The organism is Enterococcus sp. AZ071 (genome assembly GCF_050499065.1).
GTDB lineage: Bacteria > Bacillota > Bacilli > Lactobacillales > Enterococcaceae > Enterococcus_A > Enterococcus_A ferrettii.
Window position 1 is genome coordinate 1,317,825 of sequence record NZ_JBIPAS010000001.1, and the last position, 23,062, is coordinate 1,340,886.

19 protein-coding genes are annotated in these 23,062 nt (G+C 39.7%); 5 read left to right on the top strand and 14 right to left on the bottom strand.

Translation table 11 applies throughout. The annotated features are described in order from the left end of the window. Positions 1-10: 10 nt before the first annotated feature. Positions 11-1,834 (bottom strand): DNA primase, encoded by a 1,824-nt coding sequence (dnaG, locus tag IGI49_RS06530; protein WP_429963862.1) that lies wholly within the window; start codon positions 1,832-1,834, stop codon positions 11-13. Positions 1,835-1,975: 141 nt separating this feature from the next. Next, positions 1,976-2,605 carry a lysozyme family protein gene (locus IGI49_RS06535; RefSeq protein ID WP_429963863.1) on the bottom strand — a complete coding sequence of 210 codons (630 nt, stop codon included), beginning with the start codon at positions 2,603-2,605 and terminating at the stop codon, positions 1,976-1,978. 186 nt (positions 2,606-2,791) lie between these two features. Here IGI49_RS06535 and IGI49_RS06540 point away from each other — a divergent pair, with 186 nt between their 5' ends. The 4 genes from IGI49_RS06540 to IGI49_RS06555 all read left to right on the top strand — a co-directional run bounded on the left by IGI49_RS06540 (position 2,792) and on the right by IGI49_RS06555 (position 8,025). Next, on the top strand, positions 2,792-3,520 hold the full coding sequence (locus tag IGI49_RS06540) for an alpha/beta fold hydrolase (RefSeq protein ID WP_429963864.1): 729 nt from the start codon (positions 2,792-2,794) through the stop codon (positions 3,518-3,520). Positions 3,521-3,532: 12 nt separating this feature from the next. After that, on the top strand, positions 3,533-6,097 hold the full coding sequence (gene mprF, locus IGI49_RS06545) for a bifunctional lysylphosphatidylglycerol flippase/synthetase MprF (RefSeq protein ID WP_429964977.1): 2,565 nt from the start codon (positions 3,533-3,535) through the stop codon (positions 6,095-6,097). Positions 6,098-6,114: 17 nt separating this feature from the next. After that, positions 6,115-6,567 (top strand): GNAT family N-acetyltransferase, encoded by a 453-nt coding sequence (locus IGI49_RS06550; RefSeq protein WP_429963865.1) that lies wholly within the window; start codon positions 6,115-6,117, stop codon positions 6,565-6,567. Between the two features lie 144 nt (positions 6,568-6,711). Next, complete coding sequence (locus IGI49_RS06555; protein WP_429963866.1) at positions 6,712-8,025, top strand: MATE family efflux transporter; 1,314 nt, start codon at positions 6,712-6,714, stop codon at positions 8,023-8,025. A gap of 205 nt (positions 8,026-8,230) precedes the next feature. Here IGI49_RS06555 and IGI49_RS06560 read toward each other — a convergent pair whose 3' ends face one another. From IGI49_RS06560 to hemW, 10 genes are all read right to left on the bottom strand, one after another. Beyond that, positions 8,231-9,943 (bottom strand): PTS lactose transporter subunit IIBC, encoded by a 1,713-nt coding sequence (locus IGI49_RS06560; RefSeq protein ID WP_429963867.1) that lies wholly within the window; start codon positions 9,941-9,943, stop codon positions 8,231-8,233. 23 nt (positions 9,944-9,966) lie between these two features. Further along, positions 9,967-10,284 (bottom strand): PTS lactose/cellobiose transporter subunit IIA, encoded by a 318-nt coding sequence (locus tag IGI49_RS06565; protein ID WP_429963868.1) that lies wholly within the window; start codon positions 10,282-10,284, stop codon positions 9,967-9,969. A gap of 14 nt (positions 10,285-10,298) precedes the next feature. Next, positions 10,299-11,708 (bottom strand): 6-phospho-beta-galactosidase, encoded by a 1,410-nt coding sequence (gene lacG, locus IGI49_RS06570; protein ID WP_429963869.1) that lies wholly within the window; start codon positions 11,706-11,708, stop codon positions 10,299-10,301. A gap of 94 nt (positions 11,709-11,802) precedes the next feature. Next, a complete protein-coding gene (locus tag IGI49_RS06575) occupies positions 11,803-12,636 on the bottom strand; it encodes a PRD domain-containing protein (RefSeq protein WP_429963870.1) in 834 nt (277 codons plus the stop codon). A 529-nt stretch (positions 12,637-13,165) separates the two neighbouring features. Then, a complete protein-coding gene (gene dnaJ / locus IGI49_RS06580; RefSeq protein WP_207702502.1) occupies positions 13,166-14,329 on the bottom strand; it encodes a molecular chaperone DnaJ in 1,164 nt (387 codons plus the stop codon). 156 nt (positions 14,330-14,485) lie between these two features. Continuing rightward, entirely contained in the window at positions 14,486-16,315 is a 1,830-nt protein-coding gene (gene dnaK, locus IGI49_RS06585; protein WP_207702503.1) for a molecular chaperone DnaK, read from the bottom strand. 35 nt (positions 16,316-16,350) lie between these two features. Beyond that, a complete protein-coding gene (gene grpE / locus IGI49_RS06590) occupies positions 16,351-16,884 on the bottom strand; it encodes a nucleotide exchange factor GrpE (RefSeq protein ID WP_429963871.1) in 534 nt (177 codons plus the stop codon). A 60-nt stretch (positions 16,885-16,944) separates the two neighbouring features. Further along, complete coding sequence (locus tag IGI49_RS06595) at positions 16,945-17,145, bottom strand: hypothetical protein (protein ID WP_207702505.1); 201 nt, start codon at positions 17,143-17,145, stop codon at positions 16,945-16,947. Between the two features lie 14 nt (positions 17,146-17,159). After that, positions 17,160-18,200: a heat-inducible transcriptional repressor HrcA gene (gene hrcA / locus IGI49_RS06600; protein WP_207702506.1), complete on the bottom strand. Its 1,041-nt coding sequence runs from the start codon at positions 18,198-18,200 to the stop codon at positions 17,160-17,162. 122 nt (positions 18,201-18,322) lie between these two features. After that, the gene (gene hemW, locus IGI49_RS06605) at positions 18,323-19,492 is read right to left on the bottom strand and encodes a radical SAM family heme chaperone HemW (protein ID WP_429963872.1); all 1,170 of its coding nucleotides are present in this window, start codon (positions 19,490-19,492) and stop codon (positions 18,323-18,325) included. Between the two features lie 193 nt (positions 19,493-19,685). Here hemW and IGI49_RS06610 point away from each other — a divergent pair, with 193 nt between their 5' ends. Further along, entirely contained in the window at positions 19,686-19,832 is a 147-nt protein-coding gene (locus IGI49_RS06610; protein ID WP_429963873.1) for a hypothetical protein, read from the top strand. Positions 19,833-20,231: 399 nt separating this feature from the next. Here the strand turns inward: IGI49_RS06610 and IGI49_RS06615 are convergent, their stop codons facing one another. Further along, a complete protein-coding gene (locus tag IGI49_RS06615; RefSeq protein WP_429963874.1) occupies positions 20,232-22,481 on the bottom strand; it encodes an ATP-binding cassette domain-containing protein in 2,250 nt (749 codons plus the stop codon). Positions 22,482-22,583: 102 nt separating this feature from the next. Beyond that, positions 22,584-22,730: a hypothetical protein gene (locus IGI49_RS06620; protein WP_429963875.1), complete on the bottom strand. Its 147-nt coding sequence runs from the start codon at positions 22,728-22,730 to the stop codon at positions 22,584-22,586. Positions 22,731-23,062: the final 332 nt, after the last annotated feature.

Below are 23,062 nucleotides of genomic sequence, written 5' to 3' on the forward strand. Positions count from 1 at the left end.
CCTTTCACATTTAGGCTTGTTTCAAGCGCTTTGTCAATTCGATAATTTGAATCGTTAATTCCAATTCCCGCTGCTGATTTCCCGTTTTTCTAGCTTCTAGCTGCTCTTTTTGTCGTTGCTTAATTTCATCAGCGATACTAGATTGGGCAATCACCTGCATAAAGTCATAGATTTCACGTTCATTGCTATCTTCTGACATTTGTAAAACGGAAATATCGATAACCAATTGCTTCATCGAGTCTTCCTTTAAATAGTTCAAAAAGTCCGCCAAAACGAACTGTCCATGAACCATCATATAACTATCTAAGTAGAGTAGCAACTCTTGATAGCGATCATGGATAAATTGAAATTCCTGTTGCACCAGCTGTTCACGTACGCTAGTCTCATTCATTGCCCGATAGATCAGCATTCGTTCCGCCTTTTCTTGACGGGAAAGAATAGTCTTAGGCTCGGCAGTAACGGTAGTAGCCCTTTGTTGAGGGGTCTGCTGTCGACGTTCCATACGTGAAGTTTGACGAGCCTGCCGCAACTGCTGCTTCAGGCTATCTCGAGTTAAGTTAAAGTCTTCTGCCAGCTGGCCAAGATATAAATCCTGCTCCACTGGCGATTGAACCTTCACTAATTCTTCAACCAAGCCATTCAAATACGTGAGTCGATCGTTCTCATTGTCGAGATTCACGTCTTTTTTACGGTAATGCATCTGAAAAACAAACGGTGTCTGACGGCCATGCTGCAATAAATTCCGCAACTCTTCGGCGCCATATTTACGTAAATATTCATCTGGATCCATCTTTTCAGGAATAGTGACAGCTGAAAGAGATAAACGACTATGAGCACCTAGAATTGCCAATGCGCGATCAGTTGCAGCCAATCCTGCTCGGTCTCCATCATAGGCGACAACCACATGGCTAGTAATTCGTTCAATTGCCATAATTTGCTGCTCAGTCAGACTGGTTCCCATCGAGGCTATGCCAATCTTAATATCGGCCTGCCAAGCGGCTAGCACGTCCATAAATCCTTCAAACAAAATGGCTTCGCCTTGCTTGCGAATCTCATTTCGAGCCTTGTCGAAGTTAAACAACACTTCACGCTTGTTGAACAATTCCGTTTCTGGCGAATTCAAGTATTTGGGCTGATCTTCTCCCGGGAAATCTTGGGTTTGCAAAAGACGTCCGGAAAAGCCGATTGTCTTCCCACGGGAGTCATTTAGTGGGAACATGACCCTCTGATAAAATCGATCACTAAAACGTCCGTCGTCTCGCTGAATAAATAGTCCGCTGCGTGCCATAATATCTTCTGGCACCCGATCCTTACGACAAATCTGAACCAGAAAATCTCGCTGATTAGGTGCAAAACCAATCTTGAATTCATCAATCAGCTGATCGCTTAATCCGCGTTTGTGAAGATATGCTAAGGCTTCTTCACCCGCTTTCGTATTTACCAAAATGTGATGATACAGATCTCGAATTTTCTCATGGAGGGAAATTAGTGGCTGCAACCGATTGGAGCTTTCTCCGGTTGGTTCAGTGGAAATTTCAACTCCTAGTGAGATCTGTTCTATGTCAGCGACTTTCTTCACTGATTCAGGAAAACTAAGTCCCTCCAGCTCCTGCAAAAAAGTAAAGACATTCCCGCCTTTCCCACAACCGAAGCAATGGAAAATTTGTTTGTCTTCTACAACTGAAAATGATGGGGTTTTCTCTTCATGAAACGGACAGAGTCCCACATAATTCTTGCCTGACTTCTTCAACTGAACATACTGCCCAACGACTTCAACAATGTTCGTGCGCTCACGAACTTCATCAATTACTTCCTGAGGAATTCTTTGTGCCAATTCTCATCACCTGAGCTTTTCAAAAATACGATAATAGCTACAAAAATCGCTCCAATTCATTTCTTAATCAGAGCGATTTTTAAGGCAAAATTATACAAATATCAGTATAGCATATTCCCAGTATTTTTCAAGTTTTCAAGATCATTTTTGAATCATTTGAAACCAATCTACTAGCTTCTCATTCATGGCCACGATATCAGCGTAAAACATGTTGCCGCCATTACTATATAAGTAGCCGCCATTGTATAAAAGGGACTGTAGTTTTACGTAACGGTATTGATTTTGAGTACTGTTTCCTAGTCCTGGCGAGAGAACGTCCCGCGAGTATTGCTCCGCCAGCTCAACTGAATTCTCACCACCATTATTTTTCACGTAATCAATGTATTGAAAACCATAATTATAAGCCTGAATAGCCGTCGACAAATCACATCCAGCTTGTTGAGCAAGTTGGTAGCTTTCGGCAAAATGTTCTACTCCATATTCAATGCTTTCCTTCTGGGAAGTAATTTGACCACGACTTCCATAGGCACTTTCCGAGCTTTGCATTAGATCTGTGCCAATTCCTTTTGATTCTGTATACATAATACCCAGAATGGTATTTGTGAACTCCTGTACCCCATGTTCTTGAGCAACGATTTCCACTTCATCTCGGTATTCATTAACATTTTTAGTGAATTGATAGGTACGATAGCCGATAAAAAGGCCTAGCAAAAGAGCGGCTAATACGAGTATGCTTATAGTATATTTCAAAATTTTTCTAAAAAATTTCATTTGATTTCATCCAAACTATTTTCATCATTTCCTTTATATTACAAGATGTAAATCAACTTTTGGAAGAGAATCACAAGCATTTTACATTTCTTTAATCATTCGTAAAAAAGCGTTAATTTTCGACAACATCCTAATTGTTGTTCAACTTGGTTGAAAATCGGTATACTGATAGAAGTAGGTGATGATTTGAAGAGCGAAAAGAAAACTGCGAGTATGCCCGACGGCTCGCAAATTTATTACGAAACATATGGAAATGGTCCAGCCCTCTTCCTGTTGCACGGCAACGGCGGAAGTGGTCGCTATTTCTCGAAACAGATTAACAGCTTCTGTAAACACTTCGGGGTGTTTGTTGTTGATAGCCGAGGACACGGTCGTTCTACTAATATGCGGCCTGAAATTAACTTCCAGTTAATGGCGGAAGACTTGCATCATATTATGGAGTTGGAACAAATTGAAAAGGCTGATTTATTAGGCTTTAGCGATGGTGCTAATTTAGCGATGGTCTTTGCTTCCATGTATCCTGATCGGATTAACCACCTGATTCTTAACGCTGGGAATACTTTCCCTAGCGGCATTCGACTGCTGCCTCATCTGGCAAGTTATATTCAATATAGCATTGTCTGGTTGGGATCTTTTGTGGATAAGGGTATGCGGAACTTTCTACCTATTTTGCGGCTGTTGTTCAGTGAAATCGGCTTATCGACTGAAGATTTAGAAAAAATTAAGGCGCCAACTTTAGTTATTGTTGGCAAGCATGATGTGGTAAAGACGCAGCATTCGATGTATATTGCCCGGTCAATTCCTAACGCTAGTTTTGCGATTGTCTCAGGCCAAGGACACATGTTTGCTCGCAGAAACCCCAAACGCTTCAATCAAGAGGTGTTAGAATTTTTATTGGAAGAGCGGAGTGATTAAGTGAAAAGTATCATGAACTGGTTTCAAACCCATGCAAAAAAATTGAAAACAATTTTCCTGATTTCAGTTATTGTGATCGTTGGCGTCGAACTAGGTAACATTGGAAAAACGGTCTCTTTTGATCAATTAGGAACCACCTTTAGCAACATTAGCAAAGGTAATATTGTCTTAATGGCGGTGATTTCCTTTATCTCAATTACCCCAATGTTTGGTTATGACATTATTTTAAACAAATTATTGGGACAAAAGCCAAAGCTGAGTTATCTACTGGAAACCAGCTGGTTAATTAACACCTTAAACAACATTGCTGGCTTTGGCGGTTTCATCAGCGCCGGCCTACGTTCAGAGTTTTACGGCAAGGATTCCTCCGGTAAAAAAGTTGTACAGGCTCTGTCAAAAATTTTAGTCTTTACCATGTCAGGGTTATCCATCTTTGCCCTAATTTCCTTTTTTCTAGTTATTTTTGATCAGACCAATCAATACCTTAAACAGTATTGGATCTGGTTGATTGGCGGTGGTTTATATTTTCCAATCGTTTTTGGGCTAAGTTTTTTTGGTAAAGGTGAATATCTAGGAGACTTGAAAAATAAAGAACGTTTCCAATTAGTGGGTACTTCCTTTCTAGAATGGACTGGGGTTTTAACTGCCTTTATTACTACAGGATTACTGATGGGAATTCATATGAATGTCCTTCAGGTTATCCCTTTGTTTATCGCTGCTACTGTTATCGGTATTGCTTCTATGATTCCTGGCGAATTAGGCAGCTTTGATTTGATGATGATTATTGGTTTATCCGCATTAGGTATTAATAGAGAAACAGTAATCGCATGGATTTTGCTTTATCGGTTGTTCTATTACATTATCCCTTTCCTAATCGGAGTCGTTTTATTCATTAAAAATGTCGGCACTACCTTAAATGACCGTTATAATAATATTCCCATCGACTTATTAAAGGAACTCTCCCATAAGCTAGAGACATTTTTCTTGTATTTCACGGGAATTATGCTGGTTCTATCTGCAACTATTCCAGAAGCTTTTATTCGCTTCCGTTTTCTGCAACATCTTAATCCGATTCGTTCGCGAGTAATTGTAATCTTCCCAGCGATCTTATTAGGCTACCTGTTGATTATCGCAGGTCGGGCGGTTTCAGCTAGAGTAAAAAGAGCTTATTATCCTACGATTTTTTTGGTTATCTTGACTGGTTTGTATTCACTACTAGCTGGTTTTCACATCTCTAGTGGCATCTTTTTAGTTTTACTGCTGCTGTTCGTCATTTTTTCCAAAGGAGAGCTTTATCGTGAACAACTAGTGTATTCAGCGGAATGGCTAACAATTGATGGCATCATTGTTGGCGGCTTGACACTGTTGTATGTCATTATTGGCGTTTACAACAGTCCTACAATTCACCACCGCCACCACTTGCCAGAATTTTTCTTATTTCCTAGTGAGCGTATTTGGATGACTGGTTTTATTGCTATTCTAATTGTTTCGGTTATGGTACTGCTGTTTGTCCGCTATCTAAAGGGGAAACGAATAAAGATCGGCGAAGTCTTAGACGAGGACCGAGTACAAGCAATTTTGACGACTTATGGTGGCAATCCAGATAGCCAATTGGTTTTCCTAAAAGACAAAGAAGTTTATATATACAATGATGGCGAAGCAGACACCGTCTACTTCCAGCTGGCTACCTTTAACAATAAACTTTTGGTAATGGGGGATCCTTCTGGTAAAAAAGAAGACTTTGAAGCTGCGACGGAAGAATTGATTCAAGCAGCCGATCAGTACAACTATTTACCAGTCTTTTATGAAACCAGCGAAGAAATGGTTATGATCCTGCATGAATTCGGTTATGATTTTATTAAGTTTGGTGAGAAGGCTCATGTTTATTTACCAGATTTTAGCTTGAGCGGCAAGAAAATGAAGGGGCAACGCTCTAGCTTCAATAAAAACATTAAACAAGGTTACCACTTCGAAGTGCTGCAGCCGCCCTTTGATTCTGTTATAATGGGACAACTAAAAAAGATTTCGGACGAGTGGCTGGATGGTCGTAAGGAAAAAGGGTTTTCTCTCGGCTTCTTTTCCGAGGATTACTTGCAACGAGCTCCTATTGCAGTGGTGAAGGATGCGGAAGAACAAATTGTGGCTTTTGCTAATTTCATGCCAACTTATACAAAAGAAATTGGTACAATTGATTTAATGCGTCACAGCCCTTCTCAAGCACCCAGCGGATCAATGGATTTCTTATTCATTAACTTGTTTGAATACATGCGTGATCAAGAAATTCAGTATTTTGATCTAGGAATGGCTCCATTGGCCAATGTTGGAACGTCGCGTAAGAGCTTTATTCAAGAACGAATTGCTTATCTAGTTTACAACTTTGGCTCTCGTTTCTATTCCTTCGGCGGCTTAAAGGAATATAAAGACAAATACGCTACCGAATGGGTACCGGAATATGTGCTTTATTCCCGTGACAGCTGGATTGGATATGTCATGATTGCTCTTTTGGTTACCGACAACGCCCCAGTTCAGGCACAAGCTCGTTACCGTGGACTCAAACGTTTGATGCTAAGAGATTAATTAAACGAGGTGGAAACATGAATTTGTTCCTTCAACCAGTAAATGAAAAAAATTGGAGCCAAGTAGTTCAGCTAAAAGTTCATTCTAAGCAAGCAAATTTCATTGAGAGCAATGCCCAATCATTATTGGAGGCGGCTTATGACTATTCTCTGCACTGGCACCCTTTGGCCCTATATGATGAGAATACTTTAGTGGGCTTTGCGATGATCGGTGCGCTTCACGAAGAAAGCATGTGGCTGGATCGAATTATGATCGATCAGCAGTTTCAAGGAAAAAGTTATGGCAAGCATTTTATTCCCTTGCTACTAGAACATATGCAACAAACTTTTCCCGTTCATCGAGTCTATCTAAGTGCTCATGAAGAAAATGAAAAGATCTTTGCTTATTATCAAAAGCTGGGATTTATTGATTCGAACGAACATGATCCAGCAAACGGCGAACGGATTATGTATTACAATTTTAAAAAATAAATATTGCCTTTTAAAGCAAGAATTGCTAGAATGAAGGAAATTAAACGGACACTTAAGCAAAATCGCCGGGTTTTGTTTGGAGTAGTTGACTATCCCATAGGCCAATGGAGGATAGCAGCTGCTCTTTTTTTTGGAGGTTAAAAAATGAAAGAAATCAAGGGTTATGTCACACGGAGTGTTTTTAGTACATTAGGCTTATCGTTGTACATTTTAGCAGATACTTTTTTTATTGCGAATGGAGTTGGGGTAATGGGCTTAGCAGCCTTGAATATTGCCCTGCCACTATTCAATCTGTTAAGTGGTTTAGGGTTGCTTTTAGGCATGGGCGGTACTACTCTTTTTTCTTTGAACAAAGAGAAAAGCAATTACTTTTCTCAGTTAATAGTAGCCGGAACAGTTATTGGTTTGTTTTTCACGGTACTTGGCATCTTTTTTGCTCATCCTATTGCTGGCTTATTAGGCGCTAGCACGGATACCATCGCATATACAACTACCTATATGCGATTTATTATGATCATGGGTCCCTTCTTTATTTTAAACAATCTATGCTTGGCATTTATTCGAAATGACCAGAATCCACAATTAGCAATGAAGGCCATGATAAGCTCCAGTATATTTAATATTATTTTTGACTATGTATTTGTGTTCATCTTCCATATGGGAATGTCTGGGGCCGCCCTGGCAACAGTTTTATCTCCAGTGGTAAGCTTGTTGATTTTAAGCACTCACAGACGCTTTTCAAAACGTAAGATTTCCTTCGATTGGACCATTCCGCAGCTTGGAACGGTCTGGAAAAGTACGCAGCTGGGGCTGTCATCCTTTTTGGCCGAAATGAGTACTGGGGTTAGTATTTTAGTTTTCAACCAAGTCCTTCTATCATTAAGCGGAGATATTGCAGTAGCAGCTTATGGCGTTTTAGCTAATGTATTGATCGTTGGTTTATCTCTTTTCACTGGGGTAGCTCAAGGTATTCAGCCGCTAGTTAGCAAGGCAGCCAGCATAAAAGATGACAAGAAAATTCAGCAAATTTTGCGTTACGGATTGAAGGTTAGTGCCAGCCTTGCAATCGTTTTGTATATTGTACTTTTCTTTCTCAAATATCCAATTATTCAAGTCTTTAATCGCGACAATAATCAGTTTTTAACCGAGATTGCGGCTTTCGGCATTCCGATCTTCTTTCTATCGTTGTTTGCCTCCAGCTTCAATGTGGTCTTTAGTATTTTCTTTTCTGCTGTTGGACAGGCAAAGCAAGCTTTCATGCTAGCCTTGGCTCGGGGATATTTCCTTCTGATTCCGCTTGTAATTTTATTGGCTCAAAGCTTTAATTTACTGGGTGTTTGGATTAGTTTACCATTAACAGAACTGATTACATTGAGCATGTCCTTCTTCTTTCTGCGACAATACTGGCAGCTGCACGTAAAAAAGAAGCAGGAACCAAAAACGAATTCAATTAGATAACCCGTTAAAAAAGGTAGGATTTCCCTGTTCTATGCTAAATTCTTTCTATATTTTTTACTATGATCTATACTCCTTATACTCACTTTTTGTCTCCTATCAATTTTATCTACCTAGAAAAACTGCGAACAAGCCAATCATCTTTGGAGTGATGATTGGCTTCTCAATTGATCTATAAATTCTCAATAATTTTAGACCCTTTTATCAGCTAACTTATTTGATCCATTACAAATTTAATTGCTCCTGCTGGATTTCGAGTCAACTGAATGTATTCTGCTCCTTTTGTCGCAATCAGTTTTATTCCTAATTTATCCGTATCCTTTTTGATATCCTCATAATAAGAGTTTACTTGAGGTGCTAAGACCACCAGATCAAAGCTCGGCATAATATCGTAATGTGAGCCATAAGCACCCGCCTTGGCAATAACTTTAGCACCGGTTTCTTTAGCCCCTTCCTCCAATGCATTCGCTAACATTGCACTCGTGCCTGCCCCAGCACATAAAACCAACACTTTTAAATCTTTCTCAGCTATATCGCTGGAATTCATTACTACTTTTTCAATAATAGCCGACTCTTCATTGTCAATCATGGCTGCAGCATTCATAGCAGATAATGTTGGCACAGCTTCTTCCAACTCGTCTATCTCTTCCACACGTTCTGCTTCCTGAGCAACTAACACTTTATCGTAAGCTTTACAGAATGGGAAATAGATGGCAAAATCCACAAGTAATAGAACAATTGATAGGACAATTGAGAGGAGTTGAAATCCTGTATTCATGACTGTGCCGATTGGTCCTGGAGTGGCCCATGGGAGAACGTACATAAATCCATTCATCCCTAAAACACTGATAAACAATTTTCCAATCAATACATTGACTACTGGTGCGATACAAAATGGAATAAAAAAATACGGATTCAAAATAATCGGTGCTGCAAACAATAATGGTTCATTGACTGCAAACATCACTGGAATAATAGATGCTTTACCAACTGTCTTCAATTGTTTTGAACGCATAAATAAAATGAAAATGATCGGGACAATAAATGTTGCTCCGGTTCCGCCTAATTCACCAATAAAATTACCAAAATTTTCCGTTAAAGCATGCGTTGGGTGACCGCCCTCTGTAAAAATTCGAAGGTTTGCTTCAGTATTTCCGTATAAGGCAGCTGATAATCCTGGTTTGACAACGGATGGTCCATGTACCCCGACAAACCAAAATAAAGGAATTAAAAACCAAATAAACGCTAACCCAAAATAACTTTCCGCCCCTGCAAACAATGGTGAGAGTAATTTTGAAAATACTTCTCCAAAAGGTGCATTGATTGCTGTTCTAGCCCCAATATCAATAATGGCACATGCTATAACAGAAAATGAAAAGGGAAAAACATCTCTAAAATTCTGAGCTATAGTTCCCGGAACTTCCTTTGGCATTTTGATCGTGATGTCACGGATAACACAAAACTTATACATATTGACAGTAATAAATGCGGAGATGAATGCTGATAAAATTCCTTTTGTTCCCATATAATCAGCTGCAAAAGCCCCATCTGTTTTGGTGATTGCCAGCAATAGAAATCCACAGGTCGCCGCCAGCATGACAGAGGTCTCATTGATTACTTTTCCTTCAGGCATCTTACGATTCATACTACCAGCTAAACAACGAGCCGTTGTTCCAGCTACCAACATACCCACAATTCCCATGGTAAAATCATAGATTTTCCAAAGCCATTCTTCAATACCGCTAGGCAATGTTAATCCGAAGATAGGCGGAATGGCTGCACATAAGATAAATATACTTGAAAACAAAATGACTGGCATTGCTGCTAAAAAGCCGTCTTTGATTGCCATTAGATAAATATTCTTGGAAATCTTTTGAAAAAATGCCTGTCTCTTCTCAATTTGTTGAATGATCACATTCATTTGTTTTCCTCCTTAAAATCGTTTTAACGATATTTCTCTTGGTATAATTCTATAAAGTCTTGTACCAGATCTCTTAGCAGCAATGTAGTCATTAAATGATCTTGACCATGGATAAATATAAACCCTAATTCTAAGTCTTCCCCACTCGCTTCATTTGAAAGCACTTGAGTTTGTGCATTGTGAGCCAATTTAAGGTTTTCATCTGCTTCATGCACCTTATCCTCAACATTGGAAAAATTTCCAGCACGAATTTCTTTGAGCAATCTCAACAAGGAACTGCGAGCATCTCCTGAATAGGCGACAATTTCAAAACCAAGCATTTGCAACTCATTTTTATTCATTCCAAAACCCTCTTCTAAATAATCGTTTTCGTTTCGCTAACAAATTTATACCAATAAGCTGATTCTTTTGGATAGCGTTTCTGTGTTTTAAAGTCAACGTAGAACAAGCCGTATCGCTTGTTATAGCCATTTACCCATGAAAATACATCCATTAACGACCAAATAAAGTAGCCCTTTACGTTTACCCCATCCTCAATCGCTTTAGCTATGTAATTGAAATAGCCACGCAAATAATCAATGCGATCTTCATCGAGAATAATGCCATCTTCGAACTTATCCTTATATCCTAGGCCGTTTTCAGTAATATAGATTTTCTGATAGTTTGGATAGTCTTGCTCAATCCGAACTAAAAGATCATAAATACCTTCTGGGTAAATCAACCAATCCCAATCCGTCCGCGGCAAATCTGTTCGCTGAATTCGTTCACCAATTCCCTTAATTCGATAGACCTGTGTCCCTTTTTCGCCAGTGGTATTGTAAAACATCTGGCTCTCATCATTGTAAGCTTTAACCCAATGACTCACGTAATTGTTAATTCCCAGGTAATCATTGCGGTTGGCAGCTTTCTCCATTTCGATAAAATCGTTTTCATCAATCGAAATACTAGTATCATTTGCTTCCAATATTTCGTTGATACAAGTCATTGTATGCTCCGAGTAATAGCCTAAATAAGTCGCATCCATCAAAAATTTTACTGATAACGCATCATCTAGCTCTGCAGCATGAACATCTTCTGGACTATCAGAAGCAGGATATTTGGGTTCTAATGAATGAACTACTCCAATCTCACCTTTGTAATCACCCTCTTTAAAAATATTCACTGCTCGCGCATGAGCATACATCATATTGTGTAGCGCTGTAATGGTTTTTTGCAGATCGAATTGAATCTCTGGCGGAAAGGCTCCGGTTAAATACTGATTGGTCGCCGCTGGATAAATCTCATTAAACGTACTCCAATAGTAGACTTCCTTAAATTCATCAAAGCAAAATTTCGCATAGTTAACGAAGTGCTCTATATTTTCACGATTTAAAAAGTCGCCCTCATCGAACAATGCTTTTGGTGTATCGAAATGATGAATCGTCACAAAAGGAGTGATTCCCTGCTTTTCACATTCTGCGAATACATTATGATAATAATCGACACCCCTTTGATTGATTTCCCCATAACCATCAGGAAAAATCCGGCTCCAAGCAATTGACATTCGTAAACTGTTAATCTTAAATTTTTTGCATAATTCAATATCCACAGGATACTGATGATAAAAATCACTGGCTGGCTCAGCAGTATAACGCCCTTTTCCAACTAGAAATGTGTCCCAAGCGACAGGACCTTTTCCATCTTTATCAATTGCACCTTCTACTTGGTAAGCCGCTGTTGCGCCTCCCATCAAAAAATCTTCTGGAAGCTTTTTTAATTCTGTCATTGTCTTTACTCCTTCTTTTCTTGTTTTGACCTAAATTTGACTGGTTCACAGGATTAGCACCTTTATTCCTTAAGCTTTTGTAACTATCCTTCGTTTATAAAAGTCGTTGGATGTGAATGGTAAAATAAATCCGTTCATTTTGATTTAACGTCTTTCCTAAATTATTTTCGATCAGCTCATAAATCTGATTACCGATTTGATAAGCCAGCGGATAATCATTTTTTAGCGTCTCCTCAAAATTCAGCGAAAAGGGTTCCGTCTCATTTAGATTACTCATCATCCGCTCTAAAAAAAAGTTTAAATGGATCATTAATCGATCATAATAGTTCTTGTTTTTATCCGTTCGTCGAATGCCTGATGCCAATAGTTCACCTTGAACAAGCGAGATTAATTCTTTTTCAACATGATCATTTGATTGCCTATTAACCAACGAACCCTTCGCATTAATAAAATGCAACGCAACTCGACCAATCTCATCCTTCGGAAAATCAACGGCTAGCTTTTCTTTTATCAGTGTCAAAGCTTCTTGGCCAATCTTATATTCCAAAGGATAATCTGATTTCATATCTGGCAAGCCAGTCTTTTCATAGGTTCCTTTGTTTAAATTCTGATAGCTCAAGTAAATATGATCAGTCAACGTGACATAAATATACTCTTGGACTGGGTAATGATAATGACTTATGGCACGTTCAATTATTTCGTATGAGGTGGTAATGAAATCTAACGGTATATCTTTTAATAAAGTGGAAAAGTTATTTTGTGATTCTTCGTTTCTTAAAGTAAAGGTTCTTTCCACAGAATTTTCACTGACCAAATCACCCTTTTTCTTTTGAAACGTAATTCCTGCTCCCATAATTACCGCTTGTTTATCGGATGGATCTCTTACAATAGCTACGTTGTTATTCAGAATTTTGATTATTCGGTACATACCTATCCCCCCTTTCAAACAAAAAGAGACTGCAAACAGTAGACAAGTTCCCTGAGGAATTTTGATCTACTATTCGCAGTCTCGCCTAATCAAGTTAGTAACGATCCACTAAATATTTTTACAAGACAATCATAGCATGAATCCAAAAAAAAGTAAACGCTTTTCCAAACAAACAAACAATAAAAAACAAAAGAAGATGCTTACTACTAGTTTGATTTTACCTTTCATTAGTGTAAATACTATCATTTCAACCACTTAGGATAATTATTTCAAAAAAATAAAAAAGTTTGTTTTTGTTTGAATAAAAAAATATCTATTACGCTAAGTATGTTGACAAAAAGGCATATAAAAATTCCACTAAACCTTCTTTTAATGTGCCATAAAACTCTGTATCTTTTATCCAAGCTCCTCAATAAGGATTTTTTGAATTTGTTTTCATTATATAATGTATAAAAAGCTGCAAACACTATCCTTTTAAGAAAGTCGTTTGCAGCCTCAAAATGATCCGATTTAATCTTAGATCACTATTCTATTTTTTTCCGCCGAATGCATCTTTAACTTTCCCAAAGAAACCTTCGTCTTTTTGTTCTGTCACCGTTTGACCACCCGCTTCAGCAAAGGCACGTAAAGCGTCTCTTTGCTGCTCGTTTAAGTTCTTTGGTGTAATAATTTGTACGGTTACTTGCTGATCACCAGTAGTGTTACCGCGTAATTTTGGTGCTCCTTTGCCTCTTAGGCGGAATTTCGTACCCGTTTGAGTTCCAGCTGGAATCTTTAATTTCACGTCACCATGAACAGTTGGAACAGCTACTTCATCTCCTAAAGCCGCTTGAACAAAACTCAATGGTAAAGTGTAATAAATCTCTGCACCTTCACGATCAAAGATATCGCTTTGGGCTACCTTGAAGACCACATACAAATCGCCATAAGGACCCCCGTTTACGCCGGCTTCTCCCTGGTCAGCCAAACGCATTTGTTGACCATCCTCTACACCTGCAGGCACATTCACTTTTACAGTGTGTGGACGTTTTTCATGACCTGAGCCATGACAAGTGGGGCATGGTTCTTTAATTTCTTTACCGGTACCATGACAAACATCACAGGTTTGTCGGCTCATTACCCGGCCAAGCGGAGTCTGGTGTTCCACATTAATCGATCCTGAACCATGACATTTATGGCAGACAACAGGTTCTGTCCCTGGTTTAGCACCGTTACCATGACAAGTATGACAGACTTCTTCCCGGTTGTATTTGATTTCTTTTTCTACGCCGAAAACAGCTTCCTCAAAATCCAAATTGATTGAATATTGCAGGTCAGCACCTTGTCTTGGAGCATTTGGATCAGCTTGCCGACCTCCACCACCGAAGAATGACTCGAAAATGTCTTCGAAGCCAAAGCCTGCGTTGCCAAAGCCTCCGCTTCCACCGCCGAAGCCACCGAATCCGCCAGCGCCACCACCAAAGTTGGGATCAGTTCCTGCATGTCCATACTGATCATAGGCTGCCCGTTTCTGAGGATCACTTAATATTTCATAAGCTTCAGAAATTTCCTTAAATTTATCTTCGGCATCAGCCTCTTTATTAATATCTGGGTGATACTGCTTGGAAAGCTTGCGGTATGCTTTTTTTATTTCATCATCCGAAGCCCCTTTTTGGACCCCCAGGACTTCGTAATAATCGCGTTTGTTAGCCATTGGCTTCCCTCCATCTTTTTAACATCTTATGTATTGTATCATAATTCAAAATCGATACGAGTATTTTCTCGGATTTTTTTGATCTAAAAGCCGATTTTTTAAAGGAAAATAAAAAGCCAAAGCGATGACTTTGGCTTTTTATCGACAGGCTAATTACTACTTATCATCATCGTCTACTTCTTCAAAATCAGCATCTACGACATCATCCGCGCCGCCTTGCGCTGCTTCTGGATTTTCTTGAGCTTGTTGTTGCGCTGCTTGTTCGTAAAGTTTTACTGTTAAGTTTTGAACGATTTCGTTCAATGCATCGCGTTTTTCTTTCATTTGTTCTAAGTCGTTAGCTTCAACTGCAGCCTTCAACTCTTCGCGCGCATCTTCAGCTTTCTTCACTTCATCAGCATCCACTTTGCCTTCTAATTCCTTCAATGTTTTGTCAACAGAGAATAGTAAAGCGTCGATGTCATTACGTAAGTCGACTTCTTCTTTGCGGGCTTTATCGGCTTCTGCATTTGCTTCTGCGTCTTTCACCATGCGTTCGATTTCGTCATCAGACAAACCTGAAGAAGATTTAATTGTAATTTTTTGTTCTTTTTGTGTTCCTAAGTCTTTGGCAGAAACATTTACAATACCATTTTTATCAATATCAAAGGTTACTTCAATTTGAGGAATTCCACGTGGTGCTGGTGGGATATCTGTCAATTGAAATCTACCTAATGTTTTGTTATCGCTAGCCATTGGTCGTTCTCCTTGAAGAACATGAATATCAACAGCTGGTTGGTTATCTGCTGCGGTAGAAAAGACTTGTGATTTACTTGTAGGGATCGTTGTGTTGCGATCGATCAATTTAGTAAATACACTACCCATCGTTTCAATACCCAATGATAGAGGAGTTACGTCTAGTAAAACAACATCCTTCACATCACCAGTAATTACGCCACCTTGGATAGCAGCACCCATTGCTACTACTTCATCTGGGTTTACTGATTTATTTGGTTCTTTACCAGTTTCTTTGCGAACTGCTTCAACAACAGCAGGAATACGAGTTGAGCCACCAACTAAGATAACTTCATCAACTTCAGATTGAGACAATCCAGCATCTTTCAATGCCTGACGTACTGGAATTTTTGTACGTTCAACTAAATCAGCAGTAATTTCGTCAAATTTTGCACGAGACAAGCTGGTTTCCAAATGCAAAGGACCAGCATCGCCAGCAGTGATAAATGGTAAACTAATTTGAGTTGAGCTTACGCCTGACAAATCTTTTTTCGCTTTTTCAGCGGCGTCTTTCAAACGTTGCATTGCCATCTTATCTAATGAAAGATCTACACCGTTTTCCTTTTTGAATTCAGCAACCAAGTAATCAATGATTTTGTTATCAAAGTCATCCCCACCTAGCTTGTTATCTCCAGCTGTTGAAAGTACGTCAAATACGCCGTCACCTAATTCAAGGATTGATACGTCGAAAGTACCACCACCAAGGTCAAATACCAAGATTTTTTGATCTTTATCTGTTTTATCTAAACCGTAAGCTAGTGCTGCCGCAGTTGGTTCGTTGACAATACGTTCAACTTCCAAACCAGCAATTTTACCAGCATCTTTGGTTGCTTGACGTTGTGAATCATTAAAGTATGCAGGAACAGTTATAACTGCTTTTTCAACTTTTTCACCTAAGTAGTCCTCAGCAAAACCCTTGATGTATTGTAGAATCATCGCTGAAACTTCTTGAGGTGTATATGATTTTCCTTCGATTTCAGTTTTGTAACCTGCTTCACCAATGTGACGTTTAATCGAAGAAATTGTGTTTGGGTTGGTTACCGCTTGACGCTTAGCAACTTCCCCTACTTGAATCTCACCATTTTTGAAAGAAACAACTGATGGTGTTGTACGATTTCCTTCTGGATTAGCAATAATTTTTGCTTCTCCACCTTCTAAAACTGCTACAGCAGAGTTGGTTGTACCTAAGTCAATACCAATAATTTTACTCATAATTGAACGCACTCCTTTTATAATTTTTATCTATATTATTGTGCTACGATAACCATTGCTGGCCGCAACACACGATCGTGTAACTTATAGCCCTTTTGTAGGACTTCAACAATAGTATCCGCCGCGACATCATCACCGGCTGGAATTGTTTGAACTGCTTGGTGAAGATTCGGGTCAAAGGCCTCTCCCGAAGCTTTAATTTCTTCAATGCCTTCTTCTTTCAATGCATGATGCATGCTTTCCAGAACCATTTCTACGCCTTTTTTCAAACTGACACCTTGTTCATTGGAAACTTCAGTTGCCATCGCCCGCTCTAAATTATCTATTGCTGGAAATAATTTTTTTGCTAAATCCTGAGAACGGTATTTTTGCAGCTGTTCTCTTTCATTGCGGTTGCGATTGGTAATATTGGCAATTTCTGCTCTTGCTCGCAAGTATTGGTCTTCAAGTTCCTCTACTTTTGCTTGCAAAAGTTCTTCTTGGCTTGCTTCGATTACTTCTTCCGTCATTTCCTCAGCGCTTGTTTCAACCTCATTTTGTTGTTGCTCATTTTTTTCTTCTTCACTCAACGTTGGGGCCCACCTTTCTTCCCTCATTTTTGATTCAGATGATTTAAAAGGGAGTCTAATTTACTTCTTTTCTTCTTTGCTTTCTTCGAATGCTTCCGCAAATGCTTCAGTTTGTTCTTCAGTCATTCCGGAATCATCTACTGCATCTTCAGAAAATTCATCATATTTCGTTTTTTTATTTTCAAAAGCTTTAGCGGTTGCTTCGGCTTCTTCCTCAGATACGCCAGACATATCTACTGCTTCTTTGTCGACTTCTTTCATAATCCGCATCTCCTTTATTGATCAAGATCAAGCGAACGATAATAATCCGCCAGCTTGTCTCCCAACTCCCTGCGAAATACATCGATCAAGCTAAACATTCGGGAATAAGGCATACTTGCTGGTCCCAACAATCCGATTATACCCTTTCCATGTCCTTCGATCTCGTAACTTGCTTGGATCAGGCTCATGTTCTCAAAAAGCTCGTTGCCCAGTTCCGAGCCTATCCGAATATGGATTGGCGAATTAAAAGGTAGCAGTAATTGTGTCAGTTCACTAGGGTTTTCCATGAAGGAATACATCATCTTAAATTGATGTACATCTGGGTTATGATTGTAATTTAAAATATTCATTCCACCACTGACAAAAACCTTTTCTTCAAAAGCTTCATTTAAAATGATATCAAACAAATTTGAGATCCCATCAGTGGTTTGAAAATACCTGTGCAGAATCATAGGGATCTCCGTCCGCAGTTTTTGATACACTGTCAGAAGTGGCTCACCAACTAACCGATCATTGATAATCGCGACCATTTTTTCCAGATCACTACTAGCTACATTGTCAGGAATACGAAAAACTTGGCTTTCAACGTTGCCACGATCCGTTACGATAATGGCTAAAATCTGCTTGTCATTTAAAGGTACAATTCGAAAACCCGTTAATTTACGGTCTTTCATTTCTGGTCCTGATGAAAAAGCAGTGTAGCTGGTTACCTGTGAAAGAATATCCGCAGATTGCTGAATGATATCATCAATCTCATGAATATCTTTTTTTAAAGAAGATCGGATCTGATCCACCTCTTGCTTCGTGACCTTCGCTGGCGTCAATAAATGATCCACGTAATAGCGATAGCCTTTCATGGATGGAATTCGTCCAGAAGAAGAATGTGTCTTTTCCAACAAACCGTATTCTTCCAATGCCTTCATGTCGTTTCGAATAGTCGCTGAACTAGCATTGACGCCTTCTTCCATCAATTTTTTTGACCCAACCGGTTGTCCGTTGGTAGTAAAATGCTGGATGATTAAACTAAGAATTAAATTTTGTCGTTCTGTTAACATTTTTCTTCACCCTCTGGTTAGCACTCTTTCTTGATAAGTGCTAACTCGATTACTAATATATCACACTGACACTAGAAGTCAAGCAATAACATACAAAAATTAGCACTCTCGACATAAGAGTGCTAATTTGTTTCTTCGATTAAAAATTGCTCAAAAACATCATTTCCACGAAACAGTCCTTTTTGCGTTAGCACCAAGGATTTTGGCGTTTCTACCAATAACTCTTGAGCAACTAATTGATCGATTTTTTCTTGATAAATATCCCCTAGTGAACAATTAAATTTTTGATAAAATTTTTGTTTTTCCACACCTGACAGCTTCCGCAAACCTAAAAACATTTCCTCTTCAATTTGCGCTTTGCGAGTGAGTATTTCTTCTTCAATCACTGGCAGCTGCTGCTCTTTTAAGGGCTTTAAATAATGTTGAATCGGTCCATGATTTTTGTAGCGTAAATTCCCTAAGTAGCCACTGGCACCTGCTCCGATTCCATAATAATTTTCATTGTTCCAGTAAACCAAATTGTGCTGACTTTCAAAACCTGGTGTCGCAAAATTGCTGACTTCGTATTGCAAACGTCCAACTTTGGTCATGGCTTCAATCGTTTCTAGGAACATTTGAGCCTCCAGTTCCTGATCCGGCATCTGCAGCTTGCCCCGGCGTACCCAGTTCATGAACATCGTTTTATTTTCCAGAATCAGTGAATACAACGAATAATGAGGTAAGTCCAACTCCAGGGCGCGTTTCACTGTATCTCGGAAGCTTTCTAGACTTTGTCCTGGCAACGCATAGATCAAATCAATTGAAACATTGGAAAAAGCTTTTTCTTCCAATAAAGTAATTGTTTGATACACATCCTCAGCAGTGTGCTTGCGGCCAATTTTCTTTAACAGCCGATTATCGAAGGTTTGCACACCCATTGATAATCGATTAACGCCATAATTTTTCATGACATTCAATTTGTCTGCTGTTAAATCACCAGGGTTTGCTTCGACTGTGAATTCGCCATCCGTAAAAGGCATAATTTCCCGTAATCCGCCTAACAGACGGTCCAGCTGAAGAGCACTCAAGGAAGTAGGTGTGCCACCTCCTACATAAAGAGTTTTATTATTAGTTGCTGGATACTGTTCCTGCAGCAGCTGAGCCTCTTTCAATAGCGCTTCAATGTACTCATCCACTGGTTGTCCTTCGATAAATACTTTATTAAAATCACAGTAATAACAAATATGCTCACAAAACGGGATATGAACGTAAGCAGAAATGTTACTACTCGTTGGTTTATGTACGTTGACCATTGGGTTCGTTCCTTTCAGCTAGCCATCTTTTGGCCACTTGGCTTTCAAGCCTTTCTTACTATTTCATCATCTGGAAAAGAAGTCAAGTCATTGCTGGTTTTAGTAGATGAATTTTCCCTTTTATCAAAATTTATTCGAATTTTAATCAGTGATTCTTTATAATGAAGGAAGAACGAAAAGGAGGCCAATGACCTTGAATTTTCAAGAAATTCCAATTACTTCCGACAAACCAGCACAAGTCAAAGCTATTTATTTCGATTCCTTCCTGAAGAGGAGCAGCATCTCTTCGACTGGCTGGTGGAAATGGTGCAACAGGGAAAAGGACATTTCGACGGCTTAATGCATGAAGATCTAGTGTTGGAAATGACCTATTACACTGTGAATGCAGGGATTGTTTACCTTTTTTTCGTAGTGAATACAGCTATCCGCTCACAGGGTTATGGTCAACAAATAATGCAGGGTCTGTAGTAAGAATATACCGACCATAAGTTCATGCTTTTAAAGGAATCCTACCGGAATCAGGCAACAACGACGAACGAATCCACCGGAAATACTTTTGTACGAAAAACGTTTTTGAAGCCAAAAAGGATTATGTAAAAGTTCTAGGGGCAACCTTTGAGCTGCAGCATTGGTAAAAAGGAAACTCTTCTATAGAAGACTATCGCCAAATTAAGCACTATTTTTATACTGAACGAAACCCTTAAAACCTCCTGCAAAAACTCTGCAGGAGGCTCTTGTTTTAGTTCTTGATGCTTTTTTGTAAATAATCACCCGTAATCGTTCCACTGGTTAATAAATCTTCGGGAGTCCCGCAGAAAACTACCTGACCACCCTTCACCCCGCCATCGGGACCGATATCGATGATCCAATCTGCCTGCTTCATAATCTCGCTATGGTGTTCGATAACAATCAGTGTATTTCCTTTATCAACAATCTTTTGAAACAGTCCATTGAGCTGACGTATATCCGACAAATGCAGTCCCGTCGTAGGCTCATCCAAAACAAAAATCGATTCCTTTTGATTAATCGCCTTAGCCAGCTTCAGCCGCTGCCGTTCACCACCGGATAAAGTGATTAGTGCCCGACCAATCGGCAAGTAGCTCAAACCCACATCGATTAGAGCCTGTAATTTTTCCTTCATCCGTTTACTGCCTATTTCTTGGAAAAACATTTTAGACTCGAACGGAGTCATTTCCAGCACATCCAAGATCGTGTGCTCCCAGTATTGATAACTCGTTGCTTCAGACGAGAACCGCTTACCTTGGCACATTTCGCATTCATTTACCACCGGGTCCATGAAAACCAGCTCGACGGTGGTTTCCCCTTTGCCCTGACAGTTAGGACAAGCTCCCTTGGAATTAAAGCTGAACATACCGATGTCGACTTTATTTTCTCTGGCGAACAAACGTCGAATTTCGTCATAGATTCCCATGAAGGTCGCCGGCGTTGCCCGTGGTGTTGCGTTAATCGGAGACTGATCAATAATAGATAGCTCTTCCGGGTACTGCTGCGGCAAAACCTTCGTGATCAAGGTTGATTTCCCTGAACCAGCCACTCCAGTAACGACTGTCAAAATGTGCTTAGGAATATCCACCGTTACATTTTTCAAATTATGAAGATCAGTATTCTTGATGGTCAGTTTTTCTTGCCAAGGTCGCGGTTGAGTATTCAATGATGGCGTCTGCAAAATCTCTTTTCCAGTTAAGCTATCAGAAGCCAGTAAGCCTTGATAACTTCCCCTAAAAGTAATCTCCCCACCGCTTTTTCCAGCCAAGGGACCAATGTCGATAATCTCATCGGCCACCGCAATCACGTCAGGATCATGCTCCACCACAAAAACCGTATTTTCCTTATCCCGCAAATCCTGCAGCAACTGATTAATTCGCGAAACATCTCGAGCATGCATCCCGGTACTTGGTTCATCAAAAATATAAAACATGCCATTCAACGCGCTGCCCATATGCTTCACAAGCTTCACCCGCTGCGCTTCCCCACCAGAAAGCGTTGGCGTCTGGCGATCCAAATGCAAGTAATCCAGACCGATATCAATCAGACGCTGAACCTGACGCCGCAACTCTTCAATCACATCGGCAACCGCCGGATAGTTCAGCCCCTTCAAATATTTAAGTAGATGATGCATATCCATTTGAACACAATCAGCAATCGATCGCTTGTTAAGCGTAATTGATAAAGAAACAGGATTCAGCCGTTTCCCTTGACAATCAGGGCACAAGCCTTGCTGCAAAAGATCCTGTTGTTTCTTTTCATAGTGCTTACCATAAGACGACAGATCTCGCTTCAATAAAATCCTCTCATAGTTCCGCTTGATTCCCTCTAACTTAGGATTTAATGGCTCTAATCCCCGATCAGGATGTCCATACATCAGCTGGTTCCACTGTCTTTCTGGCAAATCCTTTAAAGGAACAAAACTATCAAAAAAGTCTGCTTTGTTATATTGCTTCCAATACCAGCTGCCGATAGCGTACTTGGTATCCAGCATAGCGCCCTCGCTCCAGGACTTTGTCGTATCCATTAGTTTGTTAAAATCAATCTGGTTAACAAACCCTAATCCCGAACAAGTCGGACACATGCCTTGGGGATTATTGAAGGAGAAGTGCCCCGCTGATAATGTTTGGGGTATCCCTATCCGCGAAAACAACAGTCGTAACAAAGAATAAATTTCCGTGATCGTGCCTACGGTGGAACGTTGGTTGCCGCCTAAAGGTGTCTGATCAATCACAATTGCTGGATTCAAATTTTCGATCCGTGAAACTTTAGGTTTGCGGTATTTAGGCATGCGATTACGGACGAATACCGGATAGTTGGCATTCATCTGTCGCTGAGCCTCCGCAGCGATGGTATCAAAAACTAAACTGGATTTCCCCGAACCAGATACGCCGGTAAAGACCACCAGCTGATTTTTAGTTATTTCTAAGCTGACATCCTTCAAATTATTATGTGAGACCTCTTTTAGGATTAATGGTTTCATGAACATCCTCCCTTTCCTCCTTAGTCTAAAGTCTGACGTAAGGGGAGAGTCAAGGCAGTACGAAAAAAAACTGCAGACCATTTCCGTCTGCAGTTAAATTATTTACAAATAGTTGGCTTCAGTCAAAGCTTGCCTAGCTGACTGGTCCTTTTGCTCATTAACTAGAATTACTGGTCCGGTGCAGCCCATGTCGCTTTCGGCATAAATATCTTTTTGCCACAGCTGCTGGACAGCTTCCTCCAGTTCCATGATTTCAATCTCGAAAAAATTTACTGGGTACGATTTTTATACGGAGTTACCAGCACTGAATATATCTAATTAGCCTTTAATTGGCTAACTGATAATCATAGTCCAAAATATTGACGATCCCAGGTGCTTCACTAGCATGAGAAATACTACAGATATTTTGCTCATATTTTTTCGATTTCTGGGATATGACCTGAAACTTCGTAATTTTATTGCTGTTATATGCGGTGAACAACCTATTTAACAAATGGTTCTTTTAATATCTCTATAGATTCAAGCCCAGTGTATTGAGTCTTAGAGAAAGAAGCAAAAAAATTTTAACAAGTTTCAGTGAG